Source organism: Winogradskyella litorisediminis (genome assembly GCF_042675765.1).
GTDB classification, from domain to species: domain Bacteria; phylum Bacteroidota; class Bacteroidia; order Flavobacteriales; family Flavobacteriaceae; genus Winogradskyella; species Winogradskyella litorisediminis.
On the sequence record NZ_JBHTJL010000003.1, the window covers coordinates 196,328 to 212,900 of the forward strand.

Genomic DNA, 16,573 nt, shown 5'->3' on the forward strand with positions numbered 1-16,573 from the left:
TATATTTACAAAAATTTAAAAACCCACTAAAATAGTACATGGCAAGATCGCAACAGACATTCAGTAAGAGTGAAAAAGAAAAAAAACGTTTAAAAAAGCGAGAAGATAAACGTAAAAAAATGGAAGCTCGCAAAGCTGAAAAAGAAGCCAACGGCGGATCTGATGGAATACCAATTGCCTATGTTGATTTTAATGGAAATTTAACAGATACTCCGCCAGACCCAAATAATAAGATTGAGGTTGAAGCTGAAAATATAGAAGTAAGCATCCCAAAAACATTACCTGGCGAAAAAGAAGAGTTTGACCCAATTCGTCAAGGAAAAGTCAACTTTTATGACTCTTCAAAAGGTTTTGGTTTTATTATCGATAATGAAAATAATGAGAAATATTTTTGTCACGTCAGTGGCTTAATCGATGAAATCGCTGAAAATGATAAAGTACAATTTGAGCTTGAAAAAGGTCAACGTGGTATGAATGCAGTTAAAGTAAAACGAATTTAAATCACACATATTAAAACAAAAAAAAGCTAGCATAATGCTAGCTTTTTTTATACATTATTGTCCCATAATTTTATAAGCTAATTCTTTAGTCAATTTCTGACCTTTCGCCTTCTCAAAAAGCAAATCAAAAGGGTATCTAAAATCACAACCCAGTTTATAATCCGAACAACCATAAGCAGTTTTTCCTTTTATAATAGTTCCTTTTTTACATTTTGGACAAGGATTGTTTTCGTTTGTTTTATTTATCATAACACTTTTTTTTGGCTCTAATTTCAGTTTGAAATTTTCATCAAATCGCAATAAACCTTCGATAGTTTGTTTGTTGATTTTAAAGCCCTTAAGGTTTACAGTTGAACCTTTACTTAAAAGCCTGAGTAATTGATTTTCAGATATTTTTTTGTTCTCAAATTTAAAAGGTAATGTAAAATCACAAGACGTTCCGTAAAGATGACATCCATAAGCACTTTTTCCTTTTACCAATTGCCCATTTTTACATTTAGGACAAGCAGTGCCAACAATCGTTTTACTAGATTTTAGTTTTGTTTGCGTTTTAGATTTTCCTGCTGGTTTGTTATTTACTGCTGAAATACGAGAAGTTACTTTCTCAGTTCTAACTTCGTAAACTAAAGCATCAACCATGCGTTTCATGCTGGCTATAAATGCAGCAGCAGAATATTCACCCTTTTCAATATCTTTCAATTGCTTTTCCCATGTTCCCGTGAGTTCAGCAGATTTCAATAATTCATTCTGAATGGTATCTATAAGCTGAATACCCGTAACGGTAGGTAGAATCTGCTTTTTATTCCGCTTAATATATTTTCTTCTAAAAAGCGTTTCAATTATATTGGCACGAGTTGAAGGTCTACCAATACCATTTTCTTTCATGATATCTCTAAGCTCCTCATCATCTACCTGTTTGCCGGCAGTTTCCATAGCGCGAAGGAGCGAAGCTTCTGTAAACTGATTTGGCGGTTTGGTCTGTTTTTCTAAAAATGAGGGTTTATGCGGACCTTTTTCGCCTTTAGTAAACGTTGGGAGTAAATTTTCAGTTTTTGATGTACCTGAACCAAAAACCACACGCCAACCTGGTGATAATATTTCTTTTCCAGTAGTTTTAAAATTTACATCAGCAGCTTTGCCAATAACCACTGTGTTAGAGACTTTACAATCGTCATAAAAAACTGAAATAAAGCGTTTAACAACGGCATTATAAACTTTTTGATCACCGTGTTGCATGCTTATTTGCATGCCTGTAGGAATGATGGCATGGTGATCTGTAACCTTTCTGTCATTAAAAACCTTAGCTGATTTTTTAATTTTTTTATCGAGTAGAGGAGATGTCAACTCAGAATAGTCAGTTAGCTTGCTTAAAATGCTTTTAACTTTTGGGTAAACATCATCTGGTAAAAAAGTGGTATCAACTCTAGGATAAGAAATTGCTTTTTGCTCATACAAACGCTGTGCAGCTTTTAAAGTATCATCAGCAGACATCCCAAATTTGGTATTACAATACACCTGCAAACCGGTTAAATCAAAAAGTTTGGGCGCGTATTCCGTTCCTTTTTTCTTTGTTATGGAAACGATTTCAAATTCGCATTCTTTTACTTTTTTGGCTAAAATTTCGCCATCTTCCATTTTTAGAAAACGCCCTTCTTCGTAGTTAAAAACCGTATCTCTGTATGTGGTTTGTAATTCCCAATAGGGTTGAGGCTTAAAATTTTCAATTTCTTTGAAACGGTTAACTAGCATTGCCAAAGTCGGTGTTTGTACACGACCAACAGATAAAACTTGTTTGTAACCACCATGTTTTACAGTGTATAATCTGGTTGCGTTAATGCCTAGTAACCAATCGCCAATAGAGCGCGAAAACCCAGCATAATACAAGTTATCATAATCTTCAGACGGTTTTAAATTCTGAAAACCTTCTTTAATAGCTTCTGTCGTTAAAGACGAAATCCATAAACGCTGTACTTTCCCTTTATAATTGGCTTCATTTAGAACCCAGCGTTGAATCAATTCTCCTTCTTGACCAGCATCACCGCAATTAATAACGACTTCGGCCTTATCAAACAAGCTTTTTACAATTTTGAATTGCTTTTTGATGCCATCGTTATTAGAAACTTTAATTTCAAATTTTTCGGGAAGCATCGGGAGATTGTTTAAATCCCAACTTTTCCAATAGGGTTTGTAATCTGCAGGTTCTTTGAGTGTGCACAAGTGCCCAAACGTGTAAGTTACGGCATAACCGTTACCTTCAAAATACCCATCGCGCTTGGTAGAAGCACCAAGAACAGCAGCAATTTCTCGAGCAACACTCGGCTTTTCAGCTATACAGACTTTCACTATTTGTTCAATTTTTTTGAGCTTCCAAAGTAAATAAATTAATAGATTTTAAAAGTGAATGCACGAAGGATTTATTAAGAGTTATTCAACATTTTTAACTCCTGTTTTTACAGAATCTCTATAAAATGTTAATCATTTCATTAAACCGCAAACATCTGTTTGCTAAAGTTTATTTTTGCGCGATTAATATTTAGGATGCGTAAAAGTACCATACTTATCGTTTTAGCATTTTTTTCGACCTACGTGTTTTGGGGTTCGACGTATTTATGGAATAAAATTGCTGTCACCGAATTACCAGCATTTATGCTAGCTTCTATTCGGTTTTTAACAGCAGGAAGTATCGTTTTAATTATTGCTAAATTTTTAAAGAAGCCATTACTGATTTCAAAATTACAGCTAAAAAACACCATCATCGCAAGTATTTTATTTTTGGTTGTTGGAAACGGAGCATTTGTATACGCCTTAAAATTTGTTGATAGTGGTTTTGCTGCACTCGAAGCCTCTATTAATCCGCTGATGATTCTTATTATCATGCGTTTATATCATAAAAAACCGATTAAACTTCGTTCTATAATTGGCATCGCATTAGGCATTATTGGTATGTATGTTTTAGTAAGTCAGAACGATATTAAATTTCAAGAAGGCAGTACGCTTGGTATTATCATAATTTTTATGTGTGTGCTAAGTTGGAGCATAGGTAGCGTGTTTGTGTCTAACGCCGAATTGCCAAAAAACTTTTTTGTTAGTACGGGTTACCAAATGCTTAGTGCTGGAATTTTATTAGGCGTAATTAGTTTAGCTTTTGGCGATAGCTGGGCTTTACCACATACGTGGCAGACAGATACGCAAATTTCTATGTTATGCTTGGTGTTGTTTGGAAGTATTGCCGCATTTACTGCTTTTAACTTTCTGCTAAAAAATGTATCGCCAGAAAAAGTAGCAACCTCAGGATATGTTAATCCTATAATTGCGCTTATTTTAGGTTGGTATTTTTTAAACGAAACAATTACCACACAAACAATTATTGCAGGTAGTTTGTTGCTTTTGGGCGTATATTTTATCAATACGCGAAAAGAGCGTTAATTCGTTCCAAATTTCTTTCAATTCCATTTAGTTCATCACGGTTTTAAGTGTAATTTTGCATTTTAAAAACAGAGAGATTTTATGGCTACGAACAATTCAGCATTACAAGAAAAGAAAACCGATAAAGAGTTATACGATTATCAGCAAGGCGCTATTCAGCAAATTTTTGATAAGTTTGATACAGCTCCAGACGATTACCATTTACTTTATCAACTGCCAACCGGTGGTGGAAAAACGGTTATTTTTTCTGAAATCGTACGCCAATACCTAAAAAATCATGACAAAAAAGTCTTGGTGATGACACACCGTATTGAATTGTGTTCGCAAACCTCGAAAATGCTGACCAGTTTTGGTGTCACTAATAAAGTGGTAGATAGCAAAGCAAATCTTGACGACCAAGCCGATTATAGCTGTTTTGTGGCCATGGTTGAAACTTTGAACAACCGCTTAAATGACGATAAACTTGATATTTCGGATGTTGGTTTGGTGATTATTGATGAAGCGCACTATAACTCGTTTACAAAACTGTTTAAATTCTTCGAAAAGTCTTTTATTCTTGGTGTAACGGCAACGCCGTTAAGTTCTAATAAGGACTTGCCAATGAAGGATAATTATAACGAATTAATTACAGGCGAAACTATTGAAAACCTTATAGAAAATGAATTTTTAGCACGTCCAGAAGTGTATCAGTATGATATGGCACTGACGTCTTTAGAAGTTGGTTCTAATGGTGATTATACAGTAAAATCTTCGGAAGATTTATATTCGAGTCCAGCGATGTTGCAAAAGCTGATTGATGCTTACAAAAAACATTCGCTAGGGAAGAAGACGCTGATTTTTAATAATGGTATTAACACAAGTATCAACGTGTATTATGCCTTTAGAGAAGCGGGAATTCCGATTATGCACTTGGATAATACAGCAACAAAAAAACAACGAAAGCAAATATTAAAATGGTTTCACGAAACACCAAATGCCATTTTAACATCGGTAAGTATCTTAACAACCGGTTTTGATGAACCAACGATTGATACCATTATTTTAAACAGAGCAACAAAATCCTTGACACTATATTATCAAATGATTGGTCGTGGCTCACGAATTTTAAATAATAAATCGACATTTACTGTTGTCGATTTAGGAAACAACGCGTATCGTTTTGGACCTTGGGGCGCAGATTTAGATTGGCAATTGATATTTAAATCACCAAATTGGTATGCAGACCGCATTATGGATGATGAAAAAATCGAAGCCAATTTTAAGCACGATTTGCACGAAGACATTAAAGATGAATTCGACAAGTCTGAAGACACCTATTTTGATATTAGACAAACATACAAAGATGCTGTGGCTAATGGCGAATCTTCTAAAGTAGTGTTAGAACGTTCTATTGAGCATCACGCGAAAATCTGTATAGAAAATAGCGAGGATGTCTATGATGCCTTGGCTTTAGCCAAATTGCTGAAAGATGATATTAACCAACGTATCGAAGTTTATGCTAAATGCATTAGTAAAAGCACGCATAATTTCTTGAAATGGTTAAAAGACGATTACAAAACCAAATTGAATAGTTATCTACGTGCTAACTTCGACGAGGTGTTTGAGCAAATTCACGGGCATCCGCCAGAGGAATAATTAGAGATTATGAAATTTTTCAATAAAAAAAGGTTTAGAATGGTAGAAGCAAAGCGGTTAAAAAATTATTTACTGTACGCTATTGGCGAAATAATTTTAGTGGTTTTAGGTATTTTAATTGCTGTAGCTATTAACAATAATAACGAAACCAAGAAGGTAGAAGCCGATACCTTAACCGTAGCAAAACAAATTGAAAGCAAATTAGTGTCAGATATACAATTAATTTCTGAAGTAAGAACAGCTATTGAAGTAGAATCCGATAAATATAACCGCTATTTAAAGAAAGATAAATCTGATAAAGAACGTTTAGAAGTATTACTGGAAGCGCCGTTTTTAGTGACATTAAGCATACAATTGCTGCCTATAAATCCAATTTCGGACTCCAAACTAAACGAAGCTATAAGTTCTAAAACAGAGCTTTCGGACAAGCTGATTGAAATTGAAGAAGATTATAACGCAATAATTATTGGTTTAAGACTTATGGACAATACTATAACTAAGGAGCTTATTAGTAATTTAAATCATATAAAAGAAAATTATGACTGGTACGAAAAATTGATTATACCAAATTCAAACTTTACAGTTGATGAATACAAATATTTTGGTTCAACGGATTATAAGAACAGAGTTGTTCATATGAAATTTTTATATGCAGATGGTTATGACGGAATGCTTCTAGATGTACAATCCAGCTTAAAACAAAAATTAGAAGAGCTTAGAGGATTATTGAGAGAGTGATGGTTCTTGTTGTTTTTATATTTTACATAATATAAATTATAGGACAAATTATTTTGTATTAATATCCATCGGATAGCTAAATATTAAAACAATACTTCACAATATATTAAGCGTATTAAATTCAATAAATCAAGGCACCAAAAACTCACCATCAAAATCGCCATCATTTTTTTTAAATAGCACACGTAAATGATTTGGTCGTTTGAGTTGTAAATATTCAATAGTTTCTGGCACAATTTCTATGATACAGAAATTAGGATTATCGAAATTGTATTCTACATTATCAGGATTTTTTATTGCTGTTCCTGGTGGTTTTATTGCTGTATAATCTTTTCTAGATTTTTCGGGAATATTGGTCCAATACGCTTTTAGTTTTTCAGAATCTGTAATGATTTTGGCGTGACCCTCAATTGTCACTTGAGTTAGCTTTTTTGGATTGTAGAATAATGCATTTACAGCGCTATTTTTATTAATATGTTTTATTTTTTCTGAGCGTAAATCAGTATAAACAATTAATGTAAAATCTGAGCGCATTTTTCTAAGTACAACCGTTCGTAATCGGGATGTTTTGCCATTATTAGTTGCTAAAGTAAAATACCTAAAAGGATGGCCACGCTTCGCATGGCCATTAGTTAATTCGCGCTTAATTTGTTCTAAGATGTCTTGCGTCAAAATAGTTGGTTAATTTTAATTAATTATTCTTCTGACACAATTAAATCCTTAGAAACGCCAAGTTTATATAAATCGGATTTTATAGCGTCTTCCATAGCTGGCGGTCCACAAACATAAACAGGTTTGTTTGTTCTTAGTTTTTTGTCTTGTAAATATTGAGCATCAATTTTACCGTTGTGATACTTTGTGTTGTCTTCTTCTGTTAACACAAAATGAACATCGTCTCCGAGCCAAGCTTCGAGGTTTTGTTTCAGAATAATATCTTTTTCAGTTTTATTACTAAATATTAAGGTATTGCCTTTAAGTTGGTCTTTGTATTTTAAATCCTTTAATATGGCTAAAAATGGTGTAATACCTGCGCCACCAGCAATAAAAGTTCCTTCACCTTTGTAATTTATCGCACCCCAAGCGTCTCCGATTATGGCCTTGTCTCCTACTCTTAAATCTTCTAATTTATCGGTAACACCATCATGAGACGGATACACTTTTATGGTGAATTCTAAATCATCATCTTCGGGTAAGCTTGTAAAGGTAAATGGGCGCTTTTCGTCTCTCCAATTATCTTTATCAATAGCAAGCTCAGTGGCTTGTCCTGGCGTAAATGTATAATCTTTTGGCTTGTCTGCAACAATACGTAAAACGTTGTGATTTACGTGTTCTATGTTTTTTATTGTGATGTTGTGTTCCATATTATTTTTGTTTTAATTAATTATTGAATCAAACCAATACTATTTAACGATTGCATTTATAATAGTTATCTTTATACTTCATTTAATGCTTTGTAATGAATTTACTTTCGGTTTTAGTTTGGTTTTCCAGTATTTCGTTTTTGTATTTTGGTTTTAGTTGTTTTTTTTCAAAATTTATAATTTCAGAATTTCAGCGTTACGGCTTGCCTAAGTACCGAAAACTAACTGGTACACTTCAACTTATTGGCGCAGTTGGTCTTTTATTAGGACTTTATAAAAGCAATGTATTATTACTTATTGCTTCAGCTGGTCTATTTCTATTAATGCTCGCTGGTTTTATTGTACGCATTAAAATAAAAGACAATTTCTTTAAATCTTCGCCTGCATTTATATTTGCAGTAATTAATGCATTAATTGCCGTAAAGACTTACTTTTTAATAAGCGGTGTAAGCTATAATTAGATTTAAAACTAAAAACAATGCAGCCGGAAACGACTTGTACAAAGGGTCTTTAATTTTTAAATGCATTGCAATTGAGCCCAATAATAATGCTGCAAGTCCTAAACTAGCGAACAAAGTAAATTCTGGAAATTTAACAGATAACAAAAGTAGAATGGCTAAACTTACTTTAAGAAATCCAATCACATAACACATGTTTTTGGTTAGGCCATAAGTTTTAAATTCTTCTATAATAGTATCTGCGTTTCCACCTCGCCATTTTGTACTCTTTTTAGGCTGAATAAGCCAAACATTTAAGATGCTTGCGCCTACTATAATTTTCAATGCAAGTATGATGTAATCAAATGTTGTCATAGTTTATAAATATTTATTAGTTGGTTTAATTTTAATCTCTTTCTCAAAGATAGTTTTTATATGAAGTAGATGTTTAACTCATTTGTAATATAGTTAACTCATCTGCAATTCGTTAACGCTTCATTAACAAATACAACGTTTTGTTTGTTTAATTTTATGAATAAATAATTAAACAAATATAATATAATACGAATCATGGAAAACTTAGGAAACGCAAATTTCGAAAATTTTATAGGTGCTTCAGAAGGCTATTCTGAAATTGCATATCAATTTGTCTCTCACATTTTAACGTTGGGATACGCAGTAATGCTCGCGGGCTTACTTTACTTTATTTTAACCATTAGAAATGTAGACAAAAAATATCAAATGTCTAACATTTTATCTGCTGTAGTAATGGTAAGTGCATTTTTACTATTGTACGCACAGGCTAATAATTGGACAACGAGTTTTGTATTTGACGCCGAAGCTGGAAGATATTTTTTAAATCCTGATGGGGATTTATTTAATAATGGTTACCGATACCTTAATTGGTTAATTGATGTACCAATGTTATTATTTCAAATTTTATTTGTTGTATGCTTAACCACTTCAAAATTTGCATCGATACGAAATCAATTTTGGTTCTCTGGCGCTTTAATGATTATTACTGGCTATATTGGGCAATATTACGAAGTTAGTAACTTACCGGCTTTCTTTATTTGGGGTGGTGTTTCTTCTTTATTTTTCTTCCATATTTTATGGGTAATGAAAAAAGTAATTAACGAAGGTAAAGTAGGAATACCAACCAAAGGACAAAAAATCTTAAATAACATTTGGGTCTTATTTTTAGTATCATGGTTTTTATATCCAGGTGCGTATTTAATGCCTTATTTAGCCGGTGTCGATGGCTATTTTTATAGTGAAGATGGTGTAATGGCAAGACAATTGGTTTATACCATTGCAGACGTTTGCTCTAAAGTAATTTACGGTGTGTTATTAGGAAATTTAGCATTAATTTTAAGTAACAAAAGTGAAATTGTAGAATCTGCAAACGCATAGTCTGTAATAACTTAAAAACTCAGTAAATAAATACACTCACAATCTCAGAATATACTTTTGAGTTGTGAGTGTTTTTTTATCGCAAAACTTCATTTCAGCACACATCAAATTGTATTGCGTTAACCTAAAATAGTGTTTGTATGTAATTTTATAAAAAACAAAAACTTATGAAACCAAATAATAAAGAGTTATACAACTCAGACGTAACTAAAGAAGATTTAAACGCATTAGGAAGTAAAACCGAAAATCAACGCTCTGCACAGCAAGGCGACGATGCACAATTAAGTAATAGAGAAAAGCCTGTAGATTTTACAGGAAAAAACTTAGATGTACCAGGCAGAGTTTCAGCTAATGAAAATACAAAACGTTTAAATGACGAGGAAAATAATTTACACTCACAAGGAAGTGGACACAATGACCACTTAGAAGACAACGCAAACCATAGCCCAAAGGCATAAACAATTAAAACCAAATAATATGAGCGAGATAATTTTTGAATACAATGGCGTAACGCAAAGCGACGCTTTAGAAACTTACACAAAAAATAAATTAGAAAGAATTTTTAACAGATTTGAATTTGTACACCGTGCAGATGTTTTCTTTAAAACAGAAAATACAAGTAGTGATGAAACAGGTATGATAGCAGGTATTCGTTTAAGTGCACCTGGACCAAGATTATTTGCCGAATCTTCTAAAGACGAGTTTCAACCAGCAGTTGCCGAGTGTGTCGATGAGCTGTTAAAACAACTTGAAAAGCGTAAAGCATCAATGCAAACTTATTAATAAATGATTAATACCGTGAAAAATCAAATTAACTGTTATTATGTTGGTGGCACCTCATTTAGCAACCAACTCGAAGCCTTTTTAAAATCATCTGAAAAAGATGTTATGCTCTACGATGTTAGCAAAACAATGCCATCAGATACCCAATGGCACGAAATCGCAGAGCGTCTAGATGTTAGCTTAAAATCCATTATGGATACTGAAAAAATTGATGATTTTAATTCTGACACTTCTTATAGCGAGGAAGATTTAGTAAAAATCTTAGCTCAAAATCCTGAAGTATTAAAAGGTGCTATTCTTATTGAAGGAGATAAAACAATGCATACAACCGATTATACAAAGGCATTACACTTTTTTGGAGTAGATTCTGCTGGTTTAGAAAAAACGTTTCATACAGAGAAACCGACGACCAAGAGTCAAACTGAAGACGACTCCTTTATTTAAAAAAATTGAAAAAGAAAAATTATGAATTTAGAAAATAAAACAATAATTATCACTGGTGCTTCTAGTGGTATCGGAGAAGCCACAGCCGAAAAATTGGCTGGTAACGGAGCAAATGTTGTTCTCATGGCGCGAAGTGAAGATAAACTTGAAACATTAAAAAATAAAATTGAAGCAAATGGCGGAAAAGCTATTGTAGCTTTGGGAGACGTTACCAAAAAAGAAGATTTTGATAATGTTGTAAATAAAGCAGTTGCCGCTTACGGCAAGATAGATGGTCTTATTAATAATGCTGGCTTGATGCCTTTGTCATATGTAGAAAAATTAAAAACGTCAGAATGGGATAAAATGGTAGACGTTAATATTAAAGGCGTCCTTAACGGCGTCGCATCTGTTTTACCAAAGTTAAAAGAAAACAAAGGTGGCGATATTATTAATGTGTCATCGATGGCTGCACATCGCTATTTTCCAGGTGGCGCAGTGTATTGTGCAACAAAATCTGCTGTAAAAATGTTTTCTGAAGGATTACGACAAGAATTAGCACCAAAATATGGGATTAATGTGACTTCAATTGAGCCAGGCGCAGTAGCCACTAACCTTACTTCTACTATTACAGATGAAGATATTAAAGAAAACATGTCTGATATGAAGGAAATGACAACTCTCGAATCTGAAGACATTGCTAATGCCATACATTATGCATTAACGCAACCAGCAAGAGTAAACATCAACGACGTATACATCGTTCCTAGCGAACAGAAATAAAAAAATTATGAAAGTAGCAACACAACAAGAAGCATTTAAAACCATTAATCCTTCAAACGGAAATACCATTTCGTCCTATAATTATATGACAAATCACGAAGTAAAAGATATCATTTCAGATTCAAATAAAGCGTTTTCTAGTTGGAAACATAAAAGCTTTGAAGAGCGAGGAAAAATTATAAAATCAATTGGCGAAGAGCTTCAGAATTATAAGAAGGAATTAAGTCAATTAATGACCGACGAAATGGGGAAATTAGTTTCTCAAAGTCATGACGAAGTTGATTTATGTACTGCTATTTGTAATTATTGTGCTGAAAATGCTGCTGAAGTATTAAAAAATGAAGAACGTGATTTGGTTAATGGCGGTAAGGGAATAATCACTTTTTCCCCATTAGGAATAATTTACGGTATACAGCCATGGAATTATCCATCGTATCAAGTGATTCGTTATGCCATTACAAACTTAATGGTTGGTAACAGTGTGCTTTTAAAACATGCCGAAAACGTCACTGGTACAGCATTACTATTAGAATCTATTTTTAAAACTGCTGGCTTACCAGAAAATTTATTTAGAGTATTAATAATCAACCACGACCAATCTGATATAGTGGTAAATCATAACTTGGTTAGAGGAGTTACGCTAACCGGAAGTTCGGGAGCAGGAAGAACAGTTGGAGAAAAAGCAGGTAGTGCTTTAAAGAAAACAGTTTTAGAACTAGGAAGTAATGATGCATACATTATACTTGAAGACGCAGATTTAGAAGATGCTGTAAAAAAATGCATACGCGGTCGTATTTATAATAATGGAGAAACTTGTATTGCAGCAAAACGATTTATTGCAGTTGAAAGTATTTATGAGGAATTTAAAGAAGCTTTCGTTAAAGGTATGAAAGATTTAAAATTAGGAAATCCTTATAATGATGATTCTGATTTAGGGCCAATGGCCAGAAAAGACTTACGTGAAAAACTTCACGAACAAGTAGAAGAAAGTGTGAAAAATGGTGCTAAAATTTTATGCGGTGGAGAAATTCCAGAAGGTGAAGGATATTACTATCCGGCTACGGTTTTAGAAAATGTAACGAGCGGACAACCAGCTTACGATGATGAACTTTTTGGGCCAGTAGCCTCGCTAATAAAAGCAAAAAACCAAGATGACGCAATGCGTATAGCCAACGACAGCCGTTTTGGTTTAGGTGGAGGAATTTTTAGTAAAGACAAACAGAAAGCCATAAAACTTGCAGAAAATCATTTTGATACAGGTATGGTTTTTATTAATTCGTTTGGATTAGCTGACCCAGCAATGCCTTTTGGTGGTGTAAAAAATTCTGGATTTGGAAAAGAACACGGAGGTTTTGGAATGAAAGAATTTGTTAACGCAAAAGCAATTCTTATATCCGAATAAACTCAATAAATAATAAATAAAAAAGAGTGCAATTTTAATTTGCACTCTTTTTTATTTTGTGGATACTATATAATTAGTTTAATGACTTAACCCTAATTTTTGGGTCAATAAAATACGGTCCGTAAGTAATGTTATCTCTTTCAATAAAAACTGACATTTCGTATTTGTAATCTATATCAACCGTTGCATTTGCATCAATTGCTTGTATTTCGAAAACCGTGATTTCATCTAAGTCAAAATAATTAGATGGCTGACCCGCAGGAATGATGTATTGTAAAAAACCATCGCTACTAATAAAGGTATTTTCATCAAAATTAATTTCTATAATCTCACCATTATCTTCAAAAGAGACAATCACTTCGTCATAAGTAAATATATCGTTTGTACCCAATCCTTCTGGTCTCCCAACGCGTAAAGTAGAACCTACAGATAATTCAGTAGTATACAAAGCAGCATTTTGCCCGTTAAAGGTCACTAAATTTGTTATATCCGAATTTGGAGCTAACGCAATAACAGAAGTAACATCAAAAGACACAGCAGGCACATCTGTGTTAGTATTATTGTCATCGTCACTGTCGCAATTAAAAAGTGTGACACTAAAAAGCATTAAGAATGCAATTTTAAAATTTTTCATTTTTAGAGTTTTGGATTAAATATTTCAATAAACGAATATAAACATTAATTAATACGCTCAAGGTCTAGCGTAAGTATAAAATCCTTTTTAACGATGTTTTCGTCGTTTGTGTTTGTAAGTTTTAAAATTCTTGAAGCATCACTTCGTTTTGCTATTTGTTTTCTGCAACGCTTTGTAAGCATTGGGTCGATGTCAAAAAGTAAAGTAGGCATGGCGTATGCACCACCGTTAGGAGTTTCTACTTTCATGAAAATTTCTTGAAGTCTATTGTAACGTCTATCATTTCCAGGTACATAAGTGTAAAATGTATAGTTGCCATTTTGGTCTGTCTTTAGCGATGCAGCAGAAATTAAATTATCGTTTTCATCAACTAAAAAATCCCCATTTTCATTCGCTTGATTTATGGTTACTGTATAATTTTTTGCTGGGGTAATTCCATCACTCATGTATATGGTTCCGTAAATTTTAAATGGTGTTTCTTTTTCATCATAATTAGGAACTATACCGACAGAAGAAATTTCTTTCGATTGTGCCTGAATGAAATTTGAAATACTAAAAAATAAAATAATTACATATAGCTTAATGACAGATTTCATAAGTTAAGTTATTGATTATGAAACCAAATTGTAAAAAATTAATGATAAAACCTTAAAAATCTTACCAACTCAAAATATATACGATTAAAGGATGGTTGAAGTATAAATATTCGATAAAATGCAATTTAAATATTTAGATATTTTCATCAAAATTATCCTAAATCGATAAAAATCTTTTAAAATAGGGCACTTTGTATTTAGTCTGAATAATTTGCATTTTAACTAGTGTTTATGCACTTTAACGACGAAATATGCTTTTTATTGATGTTTTTATTTGCTAAAAAAAGTAAAATTTTACTTGTAATTGCTATTTAATTATATAGATTTGTTTTTCCCAAGTCTATTAAAAAACTATAATATGAAAACAAAACTACTACTTGTTGTGGTCGCATTTTTATGCATATCTAATCTATCGCAAGCCCAAAAAAAATCAAAACCGTTAAGTTTTATTACAGGAAAAGTAAATATTTCAAAATATCATGAGCGTGGTGAATTGGACCGTATGCGTAAAGGAGATTTGCTTAAACTTTACGTTGAGCGTATTGAAGTTATTGTAAATATTTTACCAAACATTGCGTTTGCTACAAATCCTAATGTTACCATGAGTGACATTGGAATACCTGATACTAAAGAAAATGTAAAGGCTTTAGAAAACAATAAAGAAGCTTCTAAAGTTTACTTTGATAATACTATTGAGTTTCAGAAAAAAATACTACCCTATTCTGATACTAACGACTTAATAACAGCCATTCTGTTCTATGAGTCAACACTAAAATCACTATATACTTATAACGATTTTAAATCTAATTAAGCGTAAGTTTTATTAAATGGAAGCCTCAATTTTTATTGAGGCTTTTTTGTTTCTAATAGTCATCCTAAAAATCATAATATACATAATTGATTGTTCTTCCGCTATTTAAAACCTAGACAAACAGCTTAAATTTGTAAGTGTTTTCTTTTTTTTCTAAATTATTTACGTATTATATCGATAATATTTGTATTTAATAGGCTTTAATTCTATGTTTGAAATGCCCGCAATAAAAATAAAATCTTAACCTACTATGAAAAAAATTACTTTAGGCACTCTTTTACTCCTATTTTCAATTTGTTGTTCATGGTCACAGCAAGAAAAAGGAATAATTGGTTATAATAATTGGTTGCAATCATGGACAGACTTTTCTCCTGGAAAACAAAAGTATGATGAACCAACTCAAATATTAACAGGTGCAATTACAGAAGACCTTACACTCAATAAGAGTGATATCTACCTACTTCTCGGTGACGTATTTGTTACAGACAGTACGACGCTAACTATAGAACCAGGAACTTTAATTCTAGGAGATTTTAAATCAAAAGGTTCTTTAACCATAAGTAAAAATTCAAAAATTGTAGCAATAGGTGAGCCAACTGACCCGATTGTATTTACCTCTAATAGGCCATTAAGAAAACCTGGCGATTGGGGCGGAATTTTTATTCTAGGTGATGCACCTACAAATAAAATAGCAAACGAAGGTACTTTAGATTACGGATTGTCACCAGATGATTTGTCAAATTTGAAATATGGAGGTGACGACAGCCTTAGCGATTCAGGTATTTTAAGACACGTGAGAATTGAATATGCAGGTAAACGCACAAAAAAACATGGCTATTTAAGTGGTTTAACACTTGCAGCCGTTGGTGAGCAAACGGTTTTAGATAACGTAATGGTTAGTTATTGTAGCGGAAATTCTTTCAACGTCATTGGTGGAAACGTTATAGCCGAAAAATTGGTATCATATAAAAGCAACAGAAATGATTATGCTTTTAATGAAGGTACACAAACAAGTTTGAGCAACTCATTGGCAATAAGGTCACCATATGTTTCAAGCTCTGAGGGTTTTCGAGCCATGTATATTTCATCATATTCAGATAAAGAAGACACAGATTTTGAAAAACCATCGACACATGTATTTGCAACTAATGTAACGCTAATCAATGTGAGTAAAAATTTAGAATCCGATATTAATGTAGGCTTAGTTAAAGAAGCAATATATATTACAAATACGGCTTCATTAGAATTAAACAAAAGTGTTATTTCAGGTTTTAATCCTGCGGTATATTTGGACGAAAAAATTCAAATTAATAACGACAATCTTCAACGTATAAAATTTGAGCGTACTTACTTTAATAATTGTAAGGGTAATATTTTTACAAAATACAATCCCAATAACGAAGATTTAGAAAGTTGGTATGGAAGTCGTGCTTTTGACAATGTATACTCCAAAGGTTCTGATACAGAAACTTTTATTGATTTAAACTTGACAAAAAATCCAGATTTTAGATTACGGATTAATAAAATCGTAGCAACGACAGATACAGATACTGACGACGATTAAGCACTAATTTCAAAATTATTTATAGACACTTTTATCACTGAGGTAAGCACCTTGGCTAGGAACATAC

The 16,573-nt window shown here is 32.7% G+C and carries 19 protein-coding genes; 13 read left to right on the plus strand and 6 right to left on the minus strand.

The genetic code is table 11. The features are described 5' to 3' along the window. Positions 1–38 precede the first annotated feature (38 nt). On the plus strand, positions 39–500 hold the full coding sequence (locus tag ACFQ1Q_RS01035; RefSeq protein WP_386127068.1) for a cold-shock protein: 462 nt from the start codon (positions 39–41) through the stop codon (positions 498–500). A 54-nt stretch (positions 501–554) separates the two neighbouring features. Here the strand turns inward: ACFQ1Q_RS01035 and ACFQ1Q_RS01040 are convergent, their stop codons facing one another. Next, on the minus strand, positions 555–2,843 hold the full coding sequence (locus tag ACFQ1Q_RS01040; RefSeq protein ID WP_386127070.1) for a type IA DNA topoisomerase: 2,289 nt from the start codon (positions 2,841–2,843) through the stop codon (positions 555–557). A gap of 195 nt (positions 2,844–3,038) precedes the next feature. Between ACFQ1Q_RS01040 and ACFQ1Q_RS01045 the strand changes: the two genes are divergently transcribed. The 3 genes from ACFQ1Q_RS01045 to ACFQ1Q_RS01055 all read left to right on the plus strand — a co-directional run bounded on the left by ACFQ1Q_RS01045 (position 3,039) and on the right by ACFQ1Q_RS01055 (position 6,299). After that, a complete protein-coding gene (locus tag ACFQ1Q_RS01045) occupies positions 3,039–3,926 on the plus strand; it encodes an EamA family transporter (protein ID WP_386127072.1) in 888 nt (295 codons plus the stop codon). A gap of 81 nt (positions 3,927–4,007) precedes the next feature. Then, positions 4,008–5,561 carry a DEAD/DEAH box helicase gene (locus ACFQ1Q_RS01050; protein WP_386127074.1) on the plus strand — a complete coding sequence of 518 codons (1,554 nt, stop codon included), beginning with the start codon at positions 4,008–4,010 and terminating at the stop codon, positions 5,559–5,561. Positions 5,562–5,600: 39 nt separating this feature from the next. Then, on the plus strand, positions 5,601–6,299 hold the full coding sequence (locus tag ACFQ1Q_RS01055) for a DUF6090 family protein (RefSeq protein WP_386127076.1): 699 nt from the start codon (positions 5,601–5,603) through the stop codon (positions 6,297–6,299). A 129-nt stretch (positions 6,300–6,428) separates the two neighbouring features. Here the strand turns inward: ACFQ1Q_RS01055 and ACFQ1Q_RS01060 are convergent, their stop codons facing one another. Then, positions 6,429–6,971: a pyridoxamine 5'-phosphate oxidase family protein gene (locus tag ACFQ1Q_RS01060; protein WP_386127078.1), complete on the minus strand. Its 543-nt coding sequence runs from the start codon at positions 6,969–6,971 to the stop codon at positions 6,429–6,431. 23 nt (positions 6,972–6,994) lie between these two features. Beyond that, positions 6,995–7,660: a flavodoxin reductase gene (locus tag ACFQ1Q_RS01065; protein ID WP_386127080.1), complete on the minus strand. Its 666-nt coding sequence runs from the start codon at positions 7,658–7,660 to the stop codon at positions 6,995–6,997. Between the two features lie 95 nt (positions 7,661–7,755). Between ACFQ1Q_RS01065 and ACFQ1Q_RS01070 the strand changes: the two genes are divergently transcribed. Then, positions 7,756–8,121 carry a DoxX family protein gene (locus ACFQ1Q_RS01070; protein ID WP_386127082.1) on the plus strand — a complete coding sequence of 122 codons (366 nt, stop codon included), beginning with the start codon at positions 7,756–7,758 and terminating at the stop codon, positions 8,119–8,121. Here ACFQ1Q_RS01070 and ACFQ1Q_RS01075 read toward each other — a convergent pair. Further along, a complete protein-coding gene (locus ACFQ1Q_RS01075) occupies positions 8,095–8,472 on the minus strand; it encodes a DoxX family protein (RefSeq protein ID WP_386127084.1) in 378 nt (125 codons plus the stop codon). The genes ACFQ1Q_RS01070 and ACFQ1Q_RS01075 overlap by 27 nt on opposite strands. Positions 8,473–8,667: 195 nt before the next feature. Here ACFQ1Q_RS01075 and ACFQ1Q_RS01080 point away from each other — a divergent pair, with 195 nt between their 5' ends. From ACFQ1Q_RS01080 to ACFQ1Q_RS01105, 6 genes are all read left to right on the plus strand, one after another. Beyond that, positions 8,668–9,510 carry a bacteriorhodopsin gene (locus ACFQ1Q_RS01080; RefSeq protein ID WP_386127086.1) on the plus strand — a complete coding sequence of 281 codons (843 nt, stop codon included), beginning with the start codon at positions 8,668–8,670 and terminating at the stop codon, positions 9,508–9,510. 167 nt (positions 9,511–9,677) lie between these two features. Continuing rightward, complete coding sequence (locus tag ACFQ1Q_RS01085; protein ID WP_386127088.1) at positions 9,678–9,968, plus strand: hypothetical protein; 291 nt, start codon at positions 9,678–9,680, stop codon at positions 9,966–9,968. A gap of 19 nt (positions 9,969–9,987) precedes the next feature. Continuing rightward, a complete protein-coding gene (locus ACFQ1Q_RS01090) occupies positions 9,988–10,293 on the plus strand; it encodes an HPF/RaiA family ribosome-associated protein (protein WP_386127090.1) in 306 nt (101 codons plus the stop codon). Positions 10,294–10,296: 3 nt separating this feature from the next. After that, entirely contained in the window at positions 10,297–10,737 is a 441-nt protein-coding gene (locus ACFQ1Q_RS01095) for an arsenate reductase family protein (RefSeq protein WP_386127092.1), read from the plus strand. 21 nt (positions 10,738–10,758) lie between these two features. Further along, positions 10,759–11,499 carry an SDR family oxidoreductase gene (locus ACFQ1Q_RS01100; protein WP_386127094.1) on the plus strand — a complete coding sequence of 247 codons (741 nt, stop codon included), beginning with the start codon at positions 10,759–10,761 and terminating at the stop codon, positions 11,497–11,499. Positions 11,500–11,506: 7 nt separating this feature from the next. Next, on the plus strand, positions 11,507–12,901 hold the full coding sequence (locus ACFQ1Q_RS01105) for an NAD-dependent succinate-semialdehyde dehydrogenase (protein WP_386127096.1): 1,395 nt from the start codon (positions 11,507–11,509) through the stop codon (positions 12,899–12,901). Between the two features lie 73 nt (positions 12,902–12,974). Here the strand turns inward: ACFQ1Q_RS01105 and ACFQ1Q_RS01110 are convergent, their stop codons facing one another. Together ACFQ1Q_RS01110 and ACFQ1Q_RS01115 are read right to left on the minus strand one after the other, a co-directional pair. Further along, positions 12,975–13,535: a hypothetical protein gene (locus ACFQ1Q_RS01110; RefSeq protein WP_386127098.1), complete on the minus strand. Its 561-nt coding sequence runs from the start codon at positions 13,533–13,535 to the stop codon at positions 12,975–12,977. A 44-nt stretch (positions 13,536–13,579) separates the two neighbouring features. Next, entirely contained in the window at positions 13,580–14,131 is a 552-nt protein-coding gene (locus ACFQ1Q_RS01115) for a hypothetical protein (protein ID WP_386127100.1), read from the minus strand. Between the two features lie 358 nt (positions 14,132–14,489). Between ACFQ1Q_RS01115 and ACFQ1Q_RS01120 the strand changes: the two genes are divergently transcribed. Then, positions 14,490–14,942, plus strand: coding sequence for a hypothetical protein (locus tag ACFQ1Q_RS01120; protein ID WP_386127102.1), 453 nt, complete (start codon positions 14,490–14,492; stop codon positions 14,940–14,942). Between the two features lie 250 nt (positions 14,943–15,192). Then, positions 15,193–16,506 (plus strand): hypothetical protein, encoded by a 1,314-nt coding sequence (locus ACFQ1Q_RS01125; RefSeq protein WP_386127104.1) that lies wholly within the window; start codon positions 15,193–15,195, stop codon positions 16,504–16,506. Positions 16,507–16,573 lie beyond the last annotated feature (67 nt).

What these genes read in the sequence shown, in the direction of transcription:
- ACFQ1Q_RS01035 (WP_386127068.1), top strand. Translation starts at nt 39, where the DNA reads ATGGCAAGATCGCAACAGACATTCAGTAAGAGTGAAAAAGAAAAAAAA.
- ACFQ1Q_RS01045 (WP_386127072.1), top strand. Translation starts at nt 3,039, where the DNA reads ATGCGTAAAAGTACCATACTTATCGTTTTAGCATTTTTTTCGACCTAC.
- ACFQ1Q_RS01050 (WP_386127074.1), top strand. Translation starts at nt 4,008, where the DNA reads ATGGCTACGAACAATTCAGCATTACAAGAAAAGAAAACCGATAAAGAG.
- ACFQ1Q_RS01055 (WP_386127076.1), top strand. Translation starts at nt 5,601, where the DNA reads ATGGTAGAAGCAAAGCGGTTAAAAAATTATTTACTGTACGCTATTGGC.
- ACFQ1Q_RS01065 (WP_386127080.1), bottom strand. Translation starts at nt 7,660, where the DNA reads ATGGAACACAACATCACAATAAAAAACATAGAACACGTAAATCACAAC.
- ACFQ1Q_RS01070 (WP_386127082.1), top strand. Translation starts at nt 7,756, where the DNA reads ATGAATTTACTTTCGGTTTTAGTTTGGTTTTCCAGTATTTCGTTTTTG.
- ACFQ1Q_RS01075 (WP_386127084.1), bottom strand. Translation starts at nt 8,472, where the DNA reads ATGACAACATTTGATTACATCATACTTGCATTGAAAATTATAGTAGGC.
- ACFQ1Q_RS01080 (WP_386127086.1), top strand. Translation starts at nt 8,668, where the DNA reads ATGGAAAACTTAGGAAACGCAAATTTCGAAAATTTTATAGGTGCTTCA.
- ACFQ1Q_RS01085 (WP_386127088.1), top strand. Translation starts at nt 9,678, where the DNA reads ATGAAACCAAATAATAAAGAGTTATACAACTCAGACGTAACTAAAGAA.
- ACFQ1Q_RS01090 (WP_386127090.1), top strand. Translation starts at nt 9,988, where the DNA reads ATGAGCGAGATAATTTTTGAATACAATGGCGTAACGCAAAGCGACGCT.
- ACFQ1Q_RS01095 (WP_386127092.1), top strand. Translation starts at nt 10,297, where the DNA reads ATGATTAATACCGTGAAAAATCAAATTAACTGTTATTATGTTGGTGGC.
- ACFQ1Q_RS01100 (WP_386127094.1), top strand. Translation starts at nt 10,759, where the DNA reads ATGAATTTAGAAAATAAAACAATAATTATCACTGGTGCTTCTAGTGGT.
- ACFQ1Q_RS01105 (WP_386127096.1), top strand. Translation starts at nt 11,507, where the DNA reads ATGAAAGTAGCAACACAACAAGAAGCATTTAAAACCATTAATCCTTCA.
- ACFQ1Q_RS01110 (WP_386127098.1), bottom strand. Translation starts at nt 13,535, where the DNA reads ATGAAAAATTTTAAAATTGCATTCTTAATGCTTTTTAGTGTCACACTT.
- ACFQ1Q_RS01115 (WP_386127100.1), bottom strand. Translation starts at nt 14,131, where the DNA reads ATGAAATCTGTCATTAAGCTATATGTAATTATTTTATTTTTTAGTATT.
- ACFQ1Q_RS01120 (WP_386127102.1), top strand. Translation starts at nt 14,490, where the DNA reads ATGAAAACAAAACTACTACTTGTTGTGGTCGCATTTTTATGCATATCT.
- ACFQ1Q_RS01125 (WP_386127104.1), top strand. Translation starts at nt 15,193, where the DNA reads ATGAAAAAAATTACTTTAGGCACTCTTTTACTCCTATTTTCAATTTGT.